Source organism: Nostoc sphaeroides, assembly GCF_003443655.1.
Classification (GTDB): domain Bacteria; phylum Cyanobacteriota; class Cyanobacteriia; order Cyanobacteriales; family Nostocaceae; genus Nostoc; species Nostoc sphaeroides.
Map to the genome: position 1 here is coordinate 4,953,608 of NZ_CP031941.1, position 19,139 is coordinate 4,972,746.

Consider the following 19,139-nt stretch of genomic DNA (forward strand, 5'->3'; position numbering starts at 1 on the left):
CTAATTAATAGCGCTAATTCAAATCAGATTATTCAGACGCTCGTTGCGCTAAAGCGTGCCGTAGGCAAGACTCGCTTTCCGCTTTTTCGGTCAAAATTAATTCTGTCAGCGGATAGCTAAGGTTTAGCCCATTCGGACTTCTGACTCCTGAATTCTGTTTGATAATTTCGGTATAAATAAAAATGACTTTTAGGAGATATATGAATGTGAGAAAGATTGCGATCGCAGCTAGCATACTAGGTATTATTAGTGGCAGTGTTATAGGCTGTACAAATAGTTCTCCCGATGGCAACACTGCTGCTAACACTGATACTAAACCTGCTACCAATATTAGTGCAGAAACTAAAATTGCCACTGGGAATAGAAAGTTGCGATCGGTTGCCTTCACCGTTGGCGATCTAAGTAACCCTTTCTTCGTCGTTATGGGACAAGCAGTTGAGGCAGAAGCGAAGAGAATTGGCGGAAAAGATGTCAACATTATTGTAGCTTCCAGTGCCTATGACCTCAACCAACAAGCCAATCAAATTGAAAATTTTACGGCTGCGAATACTGATGTCATTGTTTTAAATGCTGCTGATAAACGTGGAATTAGACCAATAGTTGAAAGAGCAAAACAAGCAGGTAGAATTGTCATTGCTGTAGACACAGGTGCAGAGGGAGGTGTGGATGCCACCATCACTACTAATAATGTCCAGGCTGGAGAAGTTAGTTGCAAATATATTGCTGACCGCCTTAAAGGTAAAGGCAATGTAGTAATAGTTAATGGGCCGCCAGTGGACTCAGTAATTCAGCGAGTTAGTGGCTGCGAGAATGTATTGTCTAAATATCCCAATATCAAAATCCTCTCTCAAAACCAGAATGCAGATGGTAGCCGGGATGGAGGACTGAGAGTTATGACTGATTTGCTCACAACCTTTCCGAAAATTGATGCTGTTTTTGCTATTAACGATCCGAGTGGACTTGGCGCAGAACTAGCAGCAAAGCAAGCACAACGTAAAGATTTCTTTATTGTAGGGGTTGATGGTGCGCCAGAAGCAATCACTGCGATCGCAGCTAAAGATGGTTTATATGCCGCAACTGCTACTCAAAATCCCCGAGGAATGGCCCAAAAAGCAGTTCAGGTTGGGAACGACATCTTAAATGGTAAAAAACCTGCTAATCCAACCATTCTGATTCCAGTTAAGTTGATCACAAAAGATAATGTCAGCACAGAAAAAGGCTGGTAAATAATAAAAATTGTGAATTTGCAATTAAAAATTATTTCTAATCTGAGTTGAGTCTTTTGATGCATTGACAGAGTTTTTGCACATACCCATGATGTATATATGTGCATTTGCAAAAATTTCTAAATGTTAAAAGACGACGTTTAGAAGTTTCCAAGATAGTTGTCGGTTTTTAAAACATGATTTTGTGATGATTTTAACGAACTTTGGGGGTTTAAGTCCCCAGCAAGACAGGCAGCGCGTTTTGTGTCGGGGTATAAATCCCCGTCACAAAACGTAATTGCGAATTGCGAATGGGCGAAAAAGCGAATTGTTTTAATTTCACCAGGACTTACGCAAAATAATGAAAAAACGAACTGCATTCGCGCAGCGTCTCCCCTTGGGAGAAGGGCGCAAAGGACACAAAGGAATAAGAGTTTCAGAGAGTTATTGCGTAAGTCCTATTGACATCAAATGTGAGTTTATTGATTTCTAACTCACAATACCGATTTTTTAATTGTTTTTAGAGATTCTGCTCATGACAACAACTATTGAAACCTCATTTCCTGATGCACCAAGCATCACCCCTGTATTAGAAATGCAAGGGATTACAAAACGATTTCATGGTGTATCTGCGCTGCAAAATGTTAATCTGACGATTTATCCAGGAGAAGTTCACGCCCTCATGGGTGAAAACGGAGCAGGCAAAAGCACATTGATGAAAATCCTGGCTGGGGCTTACATTGCCGATGAAGGAGAAATTCGCATCAATGGTGAACCCCTGAAAATTACCGATCCGGCGACAGCACGGAAATCGGGGATTAATCTCATTTATCAAGAACTGAATGTTGCACCGAATTTAACCGTTGCCGAAAATATGTTTATGGGTACGGAGTTGCGGCGAGGTCAGCTTTTAGACCGCAAAGCTATGCAACTCGAAGCCGAAGAAGTGCTAGAAAGCCTTGGAGCTAATTTTACAGCGCAAACTATAGTTGGTACCTTAGCGATCGCAGAACAGCAGCAAGTCGAAATTGCCAGGGCGTTGAAAGACAAAAGCCGCGTTTTGGTAATGGATGAACCAACAGCAGCCCTATCTGACCGCGAAAGTGAGCATTTATTTGAGGTAATTCGCAAACTGCGGCGTGATGGCATTGCCATTATCTACATCAGCCATCGCATGGAAGAAATCTATGCCCTAGCTGACCGGATTAGCGTACTGCGCGATGGTCAATATATTGGCAGTCTGACACGCAGTGAAATTTCTCCCCAACGATTGGTGCAAATGATGGTCGGTCGCTCCATGCAAGACTTTTATGAACATCAACGGCAAATGAATCCGGGCCCAGTGGTGTTGTCAGTCAGAAATATGAGCGACGCCCGCAAAAAGATTGAGCCGGCTAGTTTTGAACTTCATGCTGGAGAAATTCTGGGTTTAGCGGGGCTGGTTGGCGCCGGACGCACAGAACTATCCCGGCTGATTTTTGGTGCAGACCGGAAAGCCAGTGGTGAAGTATTCTTGAATGGCAAAAAACTGGAAATTAATACGCCCAGTGATGCCATTGCGGCGGGAATTGGCTACGTCCCAGAAGACCGCAAAGATCAAGGTTTATTTCTGGAGATGAGCGCCCGCAAGAATATTGCCATCAACACACTCAAGCAGGATGCAAAAGCTGGAGTTGTTAACTGGGGTTCAGTTAATCGGCTCTCAACAGACGCGGTAGAGAACTTTAACATCCGCCTAGCCAATTTGGAAATTAGAGCGCTGGATCTTTCTGGTGGGAATCAGCAGAAGCTAATGCTAGCGCGTTGGTTAGCCATTAAACCGAGAGTTTTGATGTTAGATGAACCGACACGCGGCGTAGATATCGGTGCCAAAAGCGAAATTTACCGAATTATGAGCGAATTAGCAGCACAAGGTGTAGCTATTTTAATGGTTTCCAGCGAACTAGCAGAAATTGTCGGCATGAGCGATCGCGTCTTAGTGATGCGAGAAGGGCAGCTGGTAGGCGAACTGGACGGCAGCCTTGGTCAAGAAATCACCCAAGAAAAGATTATGCACTACGCAACTGGAGCATCGGAGGTATTAGAATCATGAGTCAGACAGTCAGACCGCCTGCCAATAAAGTAGCCAACAATCCCGCATCTGGCAACCGGAAATCAATTAGCACTCTCTTAGAAGTTGCCGGTATTCTGCCAATCCTAGTAATAATCTGCATCTTATTTGCATTCCTTTCTCCCAACTTCCTCACCGGCGGTAACATCGTTAATATCTTGCGTCAGGCATCAATCAATATTGTGCTGGCGACAGGAATGACCTTTGTGATTCTCACCGGAGGTATTGACCTTTCAGTTGGGTCAATATTAGCTGTTTCTGCCGTAGTTGCCCTGCTGGTATCACTACTGCCGGCTTTAAGTTGGGCGGCTGTGCCTGCTGCGTTGCTAGCAGGATTGTTTTTAGGCTTACTCAACGGCGCTCTCATCACCTTTTTGGATGTACCACCTTTTATTGTGACGCTGGGTTCACTTACAGCCTTGCGGGGTGTTGCCTTTTTAGTTGCCAAGGGGACAACGCTGATTAACCGTGACATAAATTTTGCTTGGGTGGGTAATACATATATTGGCCCATTTCCTTGGCTAGTAATCATTGCGCTACTGACTGTGATAGTTAGCTGGTTTGTGCTGCGGCAAACTGTTTTAGGAGTGCAGATATATGCCGTCGGTGGTAACGAGCGGGCAGCCAGATTAACTGGGATTAAAGTTAATCGTGTCTTGCTATTCGTCTATGGTATTAGTGGATTACTGGCAGGTTTAGCAGGAATCATGAGTGCCAGCCGTCTTTATAGTGCTAGTGGCATCATAGGTCAAGGTTACGAATTAGATGCGATCGCATCTGTTATTCTTGGTGGAACCAGCTTCACAGGTGGTATTGGTACTATAGGCGGCACACTTCTAGGTGCATTAATCATTGCGATTCTCAACAATGGTTTAACCTTGTTGAACCTATCTTACTTCTGGCAACTAGTCGTCAAAGGTCTAGTAATTATTTTGGCAGTAACCATTGATCGGTTACGCAGACGTTCTAGACGGTAGAGAATTAAACCAATTCGCTTTTTCGCCCATTCGCAATTCGCAATTACGTTTTGTGACGGGGATTTAGACCCCGACACTTTCACGCGCTGCCTATCTTGCTGGGGACTTAAACCCCCAAAGTTTGTTAATTTCTTTGGGAATTGGGCATTGGGCATGGAGCATTAAGAATAAAAGATGAGTCTCTGAACTCCATTAATGAGTCTTTGAACTCCGTTAATGTGAGTTCGGTAGATTCTGAAGAACCCCGTTTCCATTCCTCTCCCCGAAAGGTCGTGATTTAGAAAAAAGAATGCGACAAATAGACCATTTGTAGAGACGCGATTCATCGCGTCTTTACCCAAGGATGTGTTGTTTATTTACAAATTCATAATAAAACCATTATCAAGTAATAAACCAATGCTAAAAATTATTTTTCATAGCTTTTTTATTTTATTTTTGGCAATTCCAGCAGTTTGGGCAGCATCTCCAGAAGATGATAGAAATTTGCAGGGACAAGTCACCTCAGTTTCCCAGTTTTCTGATGTACAACCAACCGATTGGGCATTTGGTGCATTGCAATCGCTGGTGGAACGCTACGGCTGTATTGCAGGTTATCCTAATTCCACCTATCGCGGGAACCGTGCCTTAAGCCGTTATGAGTTTGCCGCAGGTTTAAATGCTTGTTTGGATCGGATTAATGAGTTAATTGCCACATCTACTAGCGATTTAGTTAATAAGCAAGACTTAGCAGTGCTGCAAAAGTTGCAGCAAGACTTTGGTGCAGAACTGGCAACTCTGCGTGGGCGAGTAGATACCGTAGAGGCACACACAGCAACATTGGAGGCACAGCAGTTTTCCACTACTACTAGGCTGACTGCTCAAATTATTACCGCCGTTAGTGATACCTTTGGTAATAGAGTAGGTGGCGATCGCGATGAATCCAATCTCTACTTTTCAAATCGGGGTCGTCTCAACTTAGAGAGTAGCTTTACCGGGAAAGATTTATTGCGAGTCCGGCTAGAATTTGGCAACTTTGCGAATTCTAATGGTACAAGCCAAATTGCCGCCGCCACAGGTACAGGAATGACCCGCCTGAACTTCGATTATGACAGCAACAATACACTTTTAGTTCCCCACATCCGTTATTACTTCCCAGTCAGTGATTCTCTTAACTTCGTTGTTGGGCCTACAGGCATTGGTTACACCGATATTTCAACCACCGTCACTCCCCCCACGATCGCAGATGACGGCAATGGGGTTCCCTCACTATTTGGGTCATATAGTCCCTTATTCCGGCGAGGTGGCGGGGGCGGTGCCGCTAACTGGAACATTACCAAAGACTTAGTTCTCACCTTGGGCTATTTAGCCAGCAGTCCCAATGTCCCATCGGCTAGCAATGGCTTGTTTGATGGTGGCTACAACGCCCTGGCGCACTTAGCCTATTATGGTGAGCAAGGAGCGATCGGTGTTGCCTACTCTCATGGCTATAGCCCTGCTGGAGTCGTCGATGTCGCAGCTGGGACGGGTAGCGCATTATCAAACGCTCCCTTTGGTAATAATATTGCTACTTCCAACGATATTGTTGGCGCACAGGGATTCTATCGCTTCTCCCCGAATTTTCAAATCCACGCTTGGGGTGGATATATTTGGGCAAATGCCGAAAACTCTGGTTTGAGTGATATTTCTAATGGTAGGGGTGGAACAGATTCTCTATTTGTGAACAGTGGGGACAATGCCAATGTCTGGTTTGGGGCGATCGGTATGTCGTTTCCCGATGTGGGTGGTAGGGGTAACTTACCGGGAATTCTCTTTGGGATACCGCCGCGTGTTTCTAACAGTGATGTCCGGCAAGATCGAGATAACGCTTATCATATCGAAGCATTCTATCGCTATCGACTAAATGATAATATCTCAGTTACTCCTGGTTTTTGGGTGATTCTCAACCCAGAAAACGACAGCAGGAATGATACGCAGTATGTGGGTGTGATTCGCACAACCTTCGATTTTTAACCGAATGTGAATGGTTTGCTTTACCAACAGAGTGCTGTCTGTAGTAAGGACTTTAGTCCTGGAATTTTAAGCACGCTTTGTGCTTACTACGAACTCATCAAGATTAATGGATAATACCAATTCAATTAATGATTGCAATACATCCTTGGGTAAAGACGCGATGAATCGCGTCTCTACAAATGGTCTATTTGTCGCATTCTTTTTTCAAATTGGTATAATTTAATTTTTTCCTTATAGCGGTTCCCACTCAGATGCGATCGCATTTTTGACCGCTTCTATCGCGGCGATCCGGCTCGAACCCGCAAGATAGAAGGCATCGGACTGGGACTGAGCCTAGCCCGTGAAATTGCCAGGGGCCATCATGGCGATCTCACCCTTGACTCAACATCTTTTGGTCAAACAGCGTTCACCCCTAACCCCTAACTCCTAACTCCTAACTCCTAACTCTTAACCCCTAACTCCTAACTCCTAACTCTTAACCCCTAACTCCTAACTCCTATAAAATTGATATATAAAAGAGCAATTTTCAAATGACCATTTATTTTTATAAGGTTTGGCAGCCTTATGGCTGTTTTTCTAACTTTTCTCCCCACGGAATCCATATCCAGAGTACTTACTGGCCAACGGTTGAGCATTATTATCAAGCGCAAAAATTTGTTGGCAGCATAGATGCGGCAATTATACCCCTCATCCATGCTGCCGCAACCCCAGAAGAAGCTGCCGCATTGGGAAGGTGTAGCACTCGCCAACTCCGTCGAGACTGGGATTTGGTCAAAACGGAAATTATGCGAGAAGCTGTCCTCAAAAAGTTTATCACTCATAGTGATATTAGAGAAGTTCTCCTGAAGACTGGCGATGAGATTTTGGTTGAAAACTCCCCAACGGATTCTTTTTGGGGCTGTGGTGCTAATAGAGCAGGTCTTAACCATCTCGGTAAAACTCTTATGAGTGTGCGTGAAGAAATCCGTAATTTACTATCTTTAACGGGAATTTACGAATAATTTCATCATACAGGACTCATATTTGATTGCGTGAAAAAAACTCAGTACACCTTTATTGCCTTCTTCCCAGTCCCCAGTCCCCAGTCCCTACGAGTAATTCAGGAATCAAATCGGATTGCTATAGTTACATTCAACATAATTTAGTTATTTATTTGAAAAAATTTTAAGAACTGAATTAATGGGCAAAAATGGTAAAAAAATATTTTTAATTTAACGTAATTTTTAATTCATTAATTTAAGTAAAATTACTGCAATGGTTTAATCATTGAGAATATAAAATTGATAGATATAAATGATTAAGATTTTCTTAATTTTAGACTGGAAAGGAGCTTTTGAAAGTATTTGATAATACAACAAAAAATTGATACCTCACTAAACCCACTGGAGAAGGGTTAGAGAAAACAAGCAAAACATCTGATCCTTTTCAAATATCCTCCGATCCATTTTCAAAGATATTTGCAACATCTGTACGCCCCAAGCAACACATTTGTAGCAAGAATTTCTGGAAATCGGATGAAAATCAAGGCATTGTTCAGTTGAAAAATTTGATTAGTGACAATTATAAAAAAATTATACTTCAGTCATGGTGTATATAAGCAATGATATTTACCGATAAATCAAAAGGGTTGCAGCAAAGCTTAGACCAAGAAAGTTTACTGCACCAGATGATAAACCAGATCAGGCGATCGCTCGACCTCCAGGAAATATTAACGACTACCGTTAGCCAAGTGCGTTTATTTTTGGGTGCAGATCGGGTAAAGATATATCGTTTTGATACCGATGGTAGTGGTGAAGTCATTGCTGAATCTATCCATGAGCAGCGTCTACCATCCTTATTAGGGCAGCGCTTCCCAGTTGGTGATATTCCACAAGAAGCTAGGGAGATGTTTTTGTTAGTGGGGCAACGTTCGATTGTGGATGTGGCAAACAGGAAGATCGGGCTATCGCCTCTCCAGTCAAAAGAAACTGGCAAACGTCTAGAAACTAATATCTACTATCGACAGGTAGACCCGTGCCATATTCAATACTTAGAGGCAATGGGTGTGCAGTCTTCGTTAGTAGTGCCAATTTTAGATTGTGATCTACAAGAACAATCGGCAAAACCTACATTGTGGGGATTGTTGGTAGCTCACCAAAGTGAACCCCGAAAGATTTTGAAGCGGGAAATAAAAGTATTGCAGCAAGTAGCTGACCAAGTAGAGATTGCGATCGCTCAAAGTAATCTACTCACCGCAGCCCGCAGCAAGCAAGAGCGAGAAGCTACTATTAATCGAGTTAACACACTATTACATAAACTGCCGACAATCCAATTGCAGGGGGCGCTAGAAGAAGTTATTACTGCCTTCAATGGAGTAGGTGGCAGGCTTTACATTGAACTGAGTCAGGAATTATACACCTGGGGCGACCAACCCACACTCCCCTACGAGTTAGATAACAACATTATCGAACAGCATCCCTTATGGCAAAACTGGATGGCTGAGTGTAAACAGGGTAATGTTTGGGCAACAACCAACCTGTATAAAGAACCACATTTGCGAGTTTTGGCTTTAGGCTTCTTTTCAACTCCAATTCGCGGACTTATGGTGATTCCCCTACATTACCGGGAAAAATTTATTGGTGTATTAAGCATTTTTCGCTCTGAATTTGAAACAGAAATCTTGTGGGCGGGACGATGTGAAGAAAATCGGCGGCAAATATTACCCCAGTTTTCCTTTGAGCTTTGGCGAGAGCAAAAAAAGGGGCAATCAGCCCAGTGGAAACCGGAAGACATTTTATTAGCGCAAGCTTTGTACGATCATTTCTCAATGGCAATTCAGCAGCAATACATGTTTAAAGAAGTACAAACCCTGAATGCCAATCTAGAATTGCGGGTGCAAGAGCAAACTTATGAACTCGAAAAATCATTATTATTTACCAAAGTACTCAAGCAAGTCACAGAGCATATTCGCGGCACATTAGACTTGCAGACAACTCTGCAATCCATCGTTCGAGAAGTCCGTGCCCTGTTAAACTCAGACCGGGTGGTGATTTTTGAACTGAAGAGTAAATGGGTGATTGTCGAAGAGATTAATGGCAATTGGCAGTCAGTTTTGGGAATGAATGCACCAGGCGATTGCTTTCCTGATGAGTTTAGCCTTCTATATAGTCTGGGCAGAATACGGGTAATTAACAACGTTTTGACAGCTTCTTTAAATGATTGTCATCGAGAGTTTTTGCAGAGTCTGCAAGTGCAAGCAACCTTAATAGTTCCGATTAATATAGGTATAGAAGTATGGGGGTTACTAATAGCCCATGAGTGTGAGGCTCCTAGAGATTGGCAGGATGCAGAAATTGATTTATTGCAACAGCTAGGAGATCAGGCTGCGATCGCTATTCAACAAGCGCAACTCTACGAACAAACCTGTAATGCCGAAACTGAAGCCAGAAATCAAGCCGCCCAGTTAGAGCATACCTTACATGAACTCCAAGAAACACAGACAAAATTGATTCACACCGAAAAAATGTCCGGTTTAGGACAGTTGGTGGCGGGTGTCGCCCACGAAATCAACAACCCGATTAACTTTATCTACGGTAACCTCTGCCACGCCAGTGATTACACCGAACAACTACTAGAAATTTTACGTCTCTACCAGTTACACTATCCCCACCCTCATAGCGAAATTAAGGCAGCGATCCAAGCGATGGATTTTGAATTTTTGGTAGAAGACCTCCCAAAAATCATTACCTCAATGCAAGTAGGAAGCGATCGCATTCGTTCAATAGTGCTGTCGTTACGCAGTTTTTCTCGCTTGGATGAGGCTGAAAACAAGTGCGTTGACCTGCATGAAGGCATTGACAACACCTTGTTAATTTTGCAACATCGTCTCAAAGGTAATGGTGAATTCCCACCCATTGAGGTAATCAAAGATTATGGCAACATACCACAGGTAGAATGCTATGCAGGTCAAATGAATCAGGTATTTATGAATATCTTCAGCAATGCCATAGATGCGCTAGAAATTGGGAATGGGAATGAGAGGGACAAAGAGAATGCCCAATACTTCGGCTTCTCTCAGTACAAGTATCCAATGCCCACTATCCATATTTCTACTAGAGTCTCAGCAGACGACTCTCGTCTATTAATTCGGATTAACGACAATGGATCTGGGATGACTGAAGAGGTCAAAAAGCGGATTTTTGACCCGTTTTACACTACCAAACCTGTGGGTAAGGGTACAGGACTAGGATTGGCAATCAGCTATCAGATCATTGTCGAAAAACATGGTGGAATAATGGAGTGCATTTCAGAAGTTGGCAAAGGTACAGAGTTCTGGATTGAAATTCCCGTCAAGCCTCCAGCCAAAATAGATCGCTAAAGAGAGTGGATTTATCCCCCGCTAAGAGGTCGTTTGAAAAGTTTTAGGCGTTTATTGGGCGTTCACAAATTCCAAATACCCACTACTAAGTTCTTTCACCGCCAAGTCATAAAATTGCTTACCATGTTCAGGCGTTGCTAAACCCGGATTTGATCCCATGCGTCCATCTGGATAACGCACTCGAAAGTCAGCAGCGCTATAAATCCGATGTCCGCTTGCAACTTCTGGTGAAAGATATGCTTGCTTAATCGCCTCTGGATAAACGTACTGGGTGAGGGCTACTTCACTTGGCGTTGCATGAGAACCTTCTTGATCCCCATATAATTCTTTAGCTAGCTTATATACAGAACCGCACATAAACCAGTTTGCCACTTGACATTGCACATGTTGAGCATTATTAATCTGCAAATCTTCTAAATGCGCGTAAGTTTCTGAAAAAGCAGCTTTTAGGGTGGCGATATTACCGCCGTGTCCGTTAATAAAGTAGAACTTGCTAAAACCAGCTTTGGCTAAACAAGTTACATAATCTCGCACTACTTGAATTAAAGTGCTGGGACGCAGACTGATTGAGCCAGGAAAGGCAGTGTGATGCAGTGCCATACCCACATTGATTGTAGGGCCAACGATCGCGCTAGTTGCATCACCGACACCAACTGCGATCGCTTCTGCACAAATAGCATCAGTCCCAATTAACCCCGTTGGCCCATGTTGTTCTGTGGAACCAATTGGGAAAATAATCCCCTTTGACTGCTGTAAATAGACTTCGACTTCTTGCCAAGTACTTAAATGTAGTAACATTTTTAATGAATTTCCTCAATAAAATGGCGGTGGACGAAACCTTTTTCTGTTAAAACCCCACTAACATGATTATGAACTCTCTGGATTTTCTGTGGTGGCGTAGCCTCTCCTAGAGAAGAGGCTTGTTCTAGACATCGCTATGATAAATTTCAATAATTTGATCCCCGACTTCTCAAAGTAGTCGGGGATCTATGACTTTTATATTTTTAGTTATCACCCAATACGGTTCGGTTAGGGTTTTTTGATGAAAATTCTAAATCACAAAGACGCGATAAATCGCCGTCTCTACAAAGGATTAATTATTGTAGAGACGGCGATTTATCGCGTCTTTTGGCTTAACCGAACCGTATTGAGTTATCACCTACCAATCTGGCAAGAATTTTCTGCGAAATTTGGAGGGAATGAAACTATTTATTTCTAGGAATATTGTTTAGGGGATGGAGTCGCAACAAGTTTCGACAGATATGGATATAAGCAATGTACCGATTCTGCCACTTTATCCTCCGACAATCGCTGCAAACCTCCGCATAATACAAATCTAAATTTTTTTATGAGATGTTTTTTTCAGGATCATCAACTAGATAGTGGGGATCAATCTTTTCTGTAGACTAATCAAATAAATAATGTTTTTTCACGTCCTTTGTAATTTCCCATGTGCAGAACAAGCCAGCAGGAAAAGTCACTAAATCGCCTTTACCTATTTGCACTGGCTGTCCACCATCAGGAGTAACAAGAACATCACCTTCCAAAAAGTAGCAGGTTTATTGAGAATCATAAGTCCAAGGAAATTTTGAGACTTACTTTTTCCAAATGCCCCATTTAGATACACCCAATTCATTGAGGCGTTCAAGTCTTAGCTTGATGCTCAATTTGAATTTCCATATTGTGTTTTCTCTAGTTATCTTCAGCAGTAAGATTGAATATCCTCTCCACACTGATCTACTAAATAACACAAGGCGCGAAAACGCAAGAAGACAAGTTCGTTATAAAGCGGATTAAGTTTGCACATTGGCGGAATATGCCCTATTTTGCGACCAAACAGCATGAGATCGCGCTCAAATGGACATTGGGCAGGAATCACTTTAGCAATAAGTTTGGCTAATTTCCGATTCTGAATCTCAAATTTGTCCAGCCATTGACGTAATGGTTGCAGTAAATCTAATTCAGGTCTAGCAAATCGCTTTTTACTACCTTTTTGATTCTTTTCTTCTAAAGGGCTAACAAAAACAGGCAGAAAAATACGCTGATTAAGTGTTTTAAGCATAGTTTTAGGCAAGGTTTTCCTTGTGTAGATGAACTATTTGCCGATTGGGAATATTAACATGTAATGTGTTAACGAATTTGCATTATGCTTGGAAATTTAGGCACGAAAAGAAGCACAAGGCAAATAATTTACATGCATCTTTGGGGGGAAATTGTTTAACTAATTGTTATTTAACCCCACCAAATCGGGAAGAACTGTCCCGTTAAATACAAAATAACAAAGAAAATATAAAAATGGCATTTCTTTAACTTATAGATTGCTAATCTTGGAGATAGCAATTTTATATATTAAATATAAATGCCTGGTTCTCAAACTGCCTAGTATCTAGAGATGGACTTTGGGAAATAGAAAACAGTTTAGCTCTGACTCCACATAGACTTCGCTAGGGTTAGCCTCTAATATCTAGGGATTTTAGGCTATTAAATATCTACTAATCTGTCTACTATGTTACACTAGCTAACCTAGATATTATCTAATAAGTAGCAAGAAATCCTTTGATAAGTCCAAGCTAATATACTTAGAACTTATACCATTTCCAAGAATATTTTGCAATAAATGCATCGCGTGTAAGGACGTACAGCAGTATGCCTGTCTCATTACTAAGGAGAGGGGTTGGGGGTGAGGTTCAAAAAAGTAGTTTATGCAAAGGAGAACCGTTATATGTATATCAGATATTTTGTGAAATGGTTAAATTACAAAAAAATGGTATAATCACAAAAATCTTATTTCTTAAAATATCTCAAGCCGTAACGATCTTGATATTTGCTGATATACTCTACATTTTGTTGCTCTAATTTTGACAGCAATTTAGGTGGAAATGCTTTCGGTGAATATATCGGGCGATACCAAGATTGCTTATTAAAGTAGTCTTGTATTTCAGGAGTATCAAAACGGCGACCGTGATTAGCAAAAATCGAATTTCGCATAATATCTAGTTCAAAACCGTCTTTTTCATCCAAATCTGTATCAGTTACAAGTCTTTGGGAAAGCCAAGAATAATTGTTTGTAATTGTGGTTTCAACTGCTGGTGAAGATGTGGTAGCAATTTGCTTGAAATACAAACGATCAGCTGGTGCATTTGGATCTTTACTAGCAAACGCGCAATAAGCGCTTGCATTAGCTTGTCCATAAGTTTTGAGTAAGTCAATGCACTTGTTGCGATCGCTAAACAAGGCTGCATACACTTCAAATAACTGCTTTCCTGACAAATTCGGATACTCTGGTATCCAAAACATTCCTGCTTGAGAATAACCACCCGCCTGTAAGGTTTCAACTTGCTTACTAGCTTTTGTTGAATTTGAATAACTAGAATCTGCCAAAAAATAAAAAGAACTGGGAGAACTCGCGCTATTAGTATCTGGTTGTGTGGGTGTTGTCACCTGTTGAGGTGAAAGAGTGTTGTTTACAGATTCGGAGACTTGGGGTGTTGGTGAAGTACCTGAAGACACTGATACAGGCGTTTGTGTTACTTCTGGCTGATTTGGAGGCGATTGAGAAACTTTTGTGAATACCTGACTTGCAATCACAGATGCACCAATTAATCCACCTGCAATCAAACTACCGATGAGGATACCATTCTGACTATTATTTTGAGGGGTAGGCTGTGGTTTGACAGGCAGTGTTTGAGGTGGCGGTGCAGAGACTACAGTCCGTTGAGTCAACAGGGGTTGCGTCGGTGGAATTGGATTTGCTATGCTCTGCAAAGTATCCAGCATTGCTCTGGCTGTGGGGTAGCGATCGCGCGGATGATATGCGATCGCTCGATCAATTACTCCTGCCATAATTGGGTTAATATGACTCGCGTACTGTCGCCACACAATTTCACCCGTCTGGAAATCCGTTTCTAGTTGTTGCGCTTGTCTACCAGTCAGCAAATAAATTACCGTCATTCCTAAACTGTATAAATCACTAGAATAAACTGGTCTACCTGCGGCTTGTTCACTCGGCATATAGCCCGGTGTACCAATCACAATCGAACTGGTAGGATTGCCTTGAGAATTTACTACTGTTCCCATCGACTCGCGGATAGCGCCAAAATCAATTAGCACCGGCTTACCGTCCCGATGACGCACAATAATGTTATCCGGTTTAATATCGCGGTGAACGATATGCTTTGAGTGAACGTAATCCAGGACGGGTAATAAATTCATGAATAATTCCTGGACATCGCCTTCACTAAATAACCCCTGCGTTTGAACTTTTCCAGTTAGGGTATCGCCTTCAATCCACTCCTGAACTAAGTAAAATTGTCCACCTGACGAGAAATAGGCATACAATGCTGGAATTTGGTCATTTGCGCCACCGAGTTCTTCTAAAATAGCTGCTTCACGTTGAAACCTCTCTTGCACTAACTGGTAAATTTGGGGATTGTTATGAATCGGTCTTAGCTGTTTAACCACACAACGGCGCTTTGAGGGCATATAGGTATCTTCTGCTAGATAGGTTTCACCAAACCCACCAGCGCCCAGTGTGCGGATAACTTGATAGCGATCGTTCAGCAGCTGTATTGTCATGGGAGATTACAAGCAGTATTCATATAGCGGTTCTCGTTTACGTGAGGTACACCCGTAGGGGCACGGCAGTGCCGTGCCCTTACACCTCGCGATATAATGTTGTACCGCATCTGAATGGGAACCGCTATAAGATAGTTTTCCCCAGACTAAGTAAGTCGGTGCGAATAAATCGAACTATGTGTTTTTTAATGTAAAATTATTGTAATCCAGTTCGTAGTAAGGACTTCAGTCCTTCTTTTAGGACTAAAGTCCTTACTACAAACATGCAAATTATTTACGCCGTTTTACTTACCTTCACTTCAAATCTAGTAATCCTTCTTCTTTCAATTTCGGATTGAAGCGAATTTGCATTTGCAAACCACGCACTTCTAACAATTGCGTTAAAATTTCTGCTTCTACTCTCCGCGCCACATTTTTAAGAATTTTTATTTGTGCTAATTCATCATTAGCTGGATGTTGATATTTTGCCTGTTCTTCAGGAGTCATTACGACTTTGACATCAATGGGATGAGTCCATTTTTCTTTTTGCTCCCCATTTCCCCAAGGGACACTGCCATTTTCAGCAATCCAAGCATTTTCAGTATTTTCTAAAATTGTGCGACTAGGGCGTTCAATAGTTTGAACTTTCACCCAATAGCATTGCTGTGGCTGACGGACTAAATGCTGTTTGAGGCTGAGATAAACATCACGAGAGTATCCTACAAATTGCAGCACTTTTTCTTGGTCAAAGATAGCATATACCCCGATTTTACCCTGAAATTGTTCGGGTAATTGGCCGCGATCGTCAATGTAAGGAATATATTCCAGGGCTGTCAAAGAAGAAAGATTCGTTTCAAGAGCCATACATCAAAGAGAATTGCTAATTAGGGAAAAAATATCTTTAAAATTACCCGTTATCCACTTTTTGGTAAATTGCACAAAGGCGACTAGGTTTAAAAATCTTAGCACTAAACATGAAATTTGGTGGTACGTTGATAATGGCATATTCATCAGATTCATGATACTTTTCAAATTCTGCTGGCATTCCTTTAGTGGTAGTTAAGCTGTAAGGAACTGGTTGGAAAAGTAATTCTGTAAATTTAACTTGTTCACACTGCAACTGTTGACAAACTTGGTTTAAAAAAGCCTCACTGGTCAATAAATTGAATAAAATTTCTTGAGCTTGTGCTTCAAGAGTGAAACTGCTATCAAAGTTCTGGACGATTTTAAGGGTCATTTTCTATATAGGTAGCTATTAACGACTCTGACTTTTCATGGTATATGGAAAACCTCACTTCTATTTCTCCCTGACTTGAAGGAGAGAGACTTTGAATTTTCCCACCTAGACTGCCGGCAAGATGGTTAAGAATCGTGAGCAGATTTTCAGGATAGGTGATTTGTGCTTAAGGCTGTGCTGACAAACTTCAGATATTGTACTTACAAAGATTAATATCAAATTAATAACTAAGTGTAAAAAAATCATTTATTAAGGTGTAATACTGCACTCATTGGTGTCAACTTAACGTAAAAACCAGTCTAGAAAAGCTTTTAGGATTGCCTCGTTGCCTCGTTCCCAGCCGGAGACTAGGAATGCCATCTTAAAGGCTCCGCCTCTCTGATTTGCGGCAGAGCCGCTATGATGAGCATTTCCAGCCCGAGGCTGGAAACGAGATTTGAAAGGAGTTTTACACCAATGTACTGCACTATATTACTACCATAAGACGAATCGGTTAAGGCAAGAGACGCGATAAATCGCTCTACAAAGGACTGATTATTGTAAAGACGGCGATTTTATCGCGTCTTTGCGATTAGCGGCGTGGAACCGTATTGGGGCTGTGCCTACGCACTGATCACACCAGCGCCCAGCCTGCCTAAAAACGCTTCTCACACAACAAAAATGAGTGGATAATCGTGATATAAACCACAACTATCCACTCAAAGTTTAGTAAATCGGGTTTACTAGAAAAACCTAAGTAGATTATTGAAACTTGGTAAGCTTCAAACCAATTAACGTGACTCAGTTCCCTGATTGGGGCTACCTGCTACAGAATCATTTTCTGGTGCTTCTGGTGTAGCAGTGGGTTTAGCATCGCTCTTTTCATCATCGCCAGTTTTGCGCTGACTTTCGTCAAGAGTGGTTTCGTAATTACCAGAACTGGGTGTATTTTCTTGGCTACCAGCTTTTTGTGGTTCAGACATTATTGCATTCCTAATAATTTTATTGTTGGTATTATCTTAAGAAGATTAACAGTGTTAGTGCATCTATCCAGATATAGTTATGGCTGATTTCTAGCTCTATCGAAAGTATTGTTTAGTACTACTCATGTATACTGAGAAAAATCCATTTATCTGATGACTGTTGACTGATGACTGTTAACCGTCAACAGTCAACAGTCATCAGTCATCAGTCATCAGGTAAATGTACAAATTAAATGCGTAACAGCTTATCAAAGTGTAATTAATGAACCAGAGTAATCTATCGTTATCATCTGGGTGTATGCTTCGCAAGGCAACCTCTGGGGATCAGTGGTCGATTCGATTGCTAGTGTTTTCAGCGAAACTCGACCCAACCCAATTAAATTGGCAGCAATTTTGGGTAATAGAATGCGATGTCTACGGCAGGCAAAGCCTACGCAATCTGGTAGCTTGTGGACAGCTACGTAATTTCTCAGGGGCACAAGAACTTGGTAGTTTGGTCGTTGCATCAGCTTGGAGAGGTCGCGGTTTGGGTACTTTGCTAACGCAGCATTTGATTAATACGGCAACGCAACCACTTTATCTTGAATGTTTAGGTGAACGATTGGCGCAGTTTTACAGTCGCTTTGGTTTTGTGCCAATATCTTTTGAAGACTTGCCACAATTTCCCAGTACAAGAGGCAAGTCTTCGCTCAAGGGGAAATTTAGATTCTCGCAATTAGTTAAAAGGCTGTTCAGAGTTCCTGTGGTGTTTATGGAACATCGAGGTAATTCGTAATTCGTAATTCGTAATTCGTAATGACGCTCGTTCGCGCAGCGTGTCCGTAGGCAAGACTCGCTAACGCTGCGCTAACGTAATTCGTAATTAAGATAGGCAGGAAAAGGCTTGATAGAACCTGTTTCTAACCCTTTACTTTCGCCCATTCCCCATTCCCCATTCCCTATTCCCCACTCCCCACTCCCCACTCCCCATTTTCAAATCTGAGGTTTAGCAAAAATCGTTAGTAAGACTGGCCCTAGTAAATAGTGGTGATTCAAACACAATAACCCAGCAGAGGAGCCAAGAAGTTGACGTTGATTAGGGCTGTAGAGGCTAATTCCAAAGGGAGAGATTGGCAATAATTGAGGTTCTATCTCTTTTATGGAGGTAAAATCAACCAAGTAGAAGCGTCCACCGGGAGAAAGTACCCGTGCTATCTCACTAACCACCTGTTTTGGTTCCAAATAGTGCAAAAAACTGATAGTGCTGAAAACAGCATCAAATTGACCATCAGCAAAGGGAAGAGACTCAGCTTTGCCCTCGATATAAATTAAGCGTGGACGGTGGCGGTTGCTCTGTCTTGCTACCCGCAACATATTAGCAGATAAATCCAATCCAGTGGCTTGCATGTCGGGAAACTGAGTAGCAAGGCGCTCAAGTAAACGTCCAGTACCACAGCCGATATCAAGTACATTTGCTGACTCTGGTAAATCGACGGACTCCAGCAACCGTTTGTGAATGGCTCGATAAAACACTGAAGGAAAGAGCCAGTCGTAACTTGATGCCCATCGATCAAAAAGGAACTTTTTGTTACTAAAAAAGTCATTAGTCATTAGTTCTCGCAGTTTACCTGAAGCTGAATGCTTTTTTAGGGTAAGTAGCTGCGCCTCCAATAAGTTGGTTAACTATAGTTTTGCAGTTCGGCAATATCTAGCCTAAGATTTGGCAAAATCCTTATGCTCACTTTGGCAAATTATCCGGAATTTTGGCT

Annotated in this window: 15 protein-coding genes and 2 pseudogenes; 9 read left to right on the plus strand and 8 right to left on the minus strand. The window is 42.0% G+C overall.

The features are described 5' to 3' along the window. Positions 1–200 precede the first annotated feature (200 nt). The 7 genes and pseudogenes from D1367_RS22055 to D1367_RS22085 all read left to right on the plus strand — a co-directional run bounded on the left by D1367_RS22055 (position 201) and on the right by D1367_RS22085 (position 10,638). The gene (locus D1367_RS22055; RefSeq protein ID WP_118168257.1) at positions 201–1,226 is read left to right on the plus strand and encodes an ABC transporter substrate-binding protein; all 1,026 of its coding nucleotides are present in this window, start codon (positions 201–203) and stop codon (positions 1,224–1,226) included. A 514-nt stretch (positions 1,227–1,740) separates the two neighbouring features. Continuing rightward, positions 1,741–3,297: a sugar ABC transporter ATP-binding protein gene (locus D1367_RS22060; protein WP_118168258.1), complete on the plus strand. Its 1,557-nt coding sequence runs from the start codon at positions 1,741–1,743 to the stop codon at positions 3,295–3,297. Further along, complete coding sequence (locus tag D1367_RS22065) at positions 3,294–4,292, plus strand: ABC transporter permease subunit (protein WP_118168259.1); 999 nt, start codon at positions 3,294–3,296, stop codon at positions 4,290–4,292. The genes D1367_RS22060 and D1367_RS22065 overlap by 4 nt, the downstream gene beginning before the upstream one ends. A gap of 396 nt (positions 4,293–4,688) precedes the next feature. After that, positions 4,689–6,281, plus strand: a complete 1,593-nt coding sequence (locus tag D1367_RS22070) for an iron uptake porin (protein ID WP_118168260.1) — start codon at positions 4,689–4,691, stop codon at positions 6,279–6,281. 255 nt (positions 6,282–6,536) lie between these two features. After that, positions 6,537–6,704: pseudogene (locus tag D1367_RS22075) on the plus strand (ATP-binding protein); the annotation flags it as partial. A gap of 107 nt (positions 6,705–6,811) precedes the next feature. Then, a complete protein-coding gene (locus D1367_RS22080) occupies positions 6,812–7,282 on the plus strand; it encodes an N-glycosidase (RefSeq protein ID WP_118168261.1) in 471 nt (156 codons plus the stop codon). 599 nt (positions 7,283–7,881) lie between these two features. Further along, positions 7,882–10,638 carry a GAF domain-containing sensor histidine kinase gene (locus D1367_RS22085; RefSeq protein WP_118168262.1) on the plus strand — a complete coding sequence of 919 codons (2,757 nt, stop codon included), beginning with the start codon at positions 7,882–7,884 and terminating at the stop codon, positions 10,636–10,638. Between the two features lie 51 nt (positions 10,639–10,689). Here D1367_RS22085 and D1367_RS22090 read toward each other — a convergent pair whose 3' ends face one another. Then, a complete protein-coding gene (locus D1367_RS22090; RefSeq protein WP_118168263.1) occupies positions 10,690–11,436 on the minus strand; it encodes a creatininase family protein in 747 nt (248 codons plus the stop codon). Between the two features lie 244 nt (positions 11,437–11,680). Here D1367_RS22090 and D1367_RS31115 point away from each other — a divergent pair, with 244 nt between their 5' ends. Continuing rightward, positions 11,681–11,857, plus strand: a complete 177-nt coding sequence (locus tag D1367_RS31115; protein WP_181984920.1) for a hypothetical protein — start codon at positions 11,681–11,683, stop codon at positions 11,855–11,857. Between the two features lie 187 nt (positions 11,858–12,044). On the opposite strand, the pseudogene D1367_RS22095 reads toward D1367_RS31115, so the two are convergent. The 6 genes and pseudogenes from D1367_RS22095 to D1367_RS22120 form a co-directional block, all read right to left on the minus strand. Beyond that, a pseudogene (locus tag D1367_RS22095) lies at positions 12,045–12,318 on the minus strand (cupin domain-containing protein). A gap of 22 nt (positions 12,319–12,340) precedes the next feature. Next, entirely contained in the window at positions 12,341–12,700 is a 360-nt protein-coding gene (locus D1367_RS22100) for a Mo-dependent nitrogenase C-terminal domain-containing protein (RefSeq protein ID WP_118168264.1), read from the minus strand. Between the two features lie 722 nt (positions 12,701–13,422). Continuing rightward, positions 13,423–15,213 (minus strand): protein kinase domain-containing protein, encoded by a 1,791-nt coding sequence (locus D1367_RS22105; protein WP_118168265.1) that lies wholly within the window; start codon positions 15,211–15,213, stop codon positions 13,423–13,425. A 294-nt stretch (positions 15,214–15,507) separates the two neighbouring features. Continuing rightward, on the minus strand, positions 15,508–16,056 hold the full coding sequence (locus tag D1367_RS22110) for a GIY-YIG nuclease family protein (protein ID WP_118168266.1): 549 nt from the start codon (positions 16,054–16,056) through the stop codon (positions 15,508–15,510). A gap of 43 nt (positions 16,057–16,099) precedes the next feature. Further along, complete coding sequence (locus tag D1367_RS22115) at positions 16,100–16,429, minus strand: hypothetical protein (protein WP_118168267.1); 330 nt, start codon at positions 16,427–16,429, stop codon at positions 16,100–16,102. A 770-nt stretch (positions 16,430–17,199) separates the two neighbouring features. Then, on the minus strand, positions 17,200–17,391 hold the full coding sequence (locus tag D1367_RS22120) for a hypothetical protein (protein ID WP_100898475.1): 192 nt from the start codon (positions 17,389–17,391) through the stop codon (positions 17,200–17,202). Positions 17,392–17,653: 262 nt separating this feature from the next. Here D1367_RS22120 and D1367_RS22125 point away from each other — a divergent pair, with 262 nt between their 5' ends. After that, entirely contained in the window at positions 17,654–18,166 is a 513-nt protein-coding gene (locus D1367_RS22125) for a GNAT family N-acetyltransferase (RefSeq protein WP_118168268.1), read from the plus strand. Positions 18,167–18,363: 197 nt separating this feature from the next. Here D1367_RS22125 and D1367_RS22130 read toward each other — a convergent pair whose 3' ends face one another. Further along, complete coding sequence (locus D1367_RS22130; protein ID WP_118168269.1) at positions 18,364–18,981, minus strand: class I SAM-dependent methyltransferase; 618 nt, start codon at positions 18,979–18,981, stop codon at positions 18,364–18,366. Between the last annotated feature and the right edge of the window lie 158 nt (positions 18,982–19,139).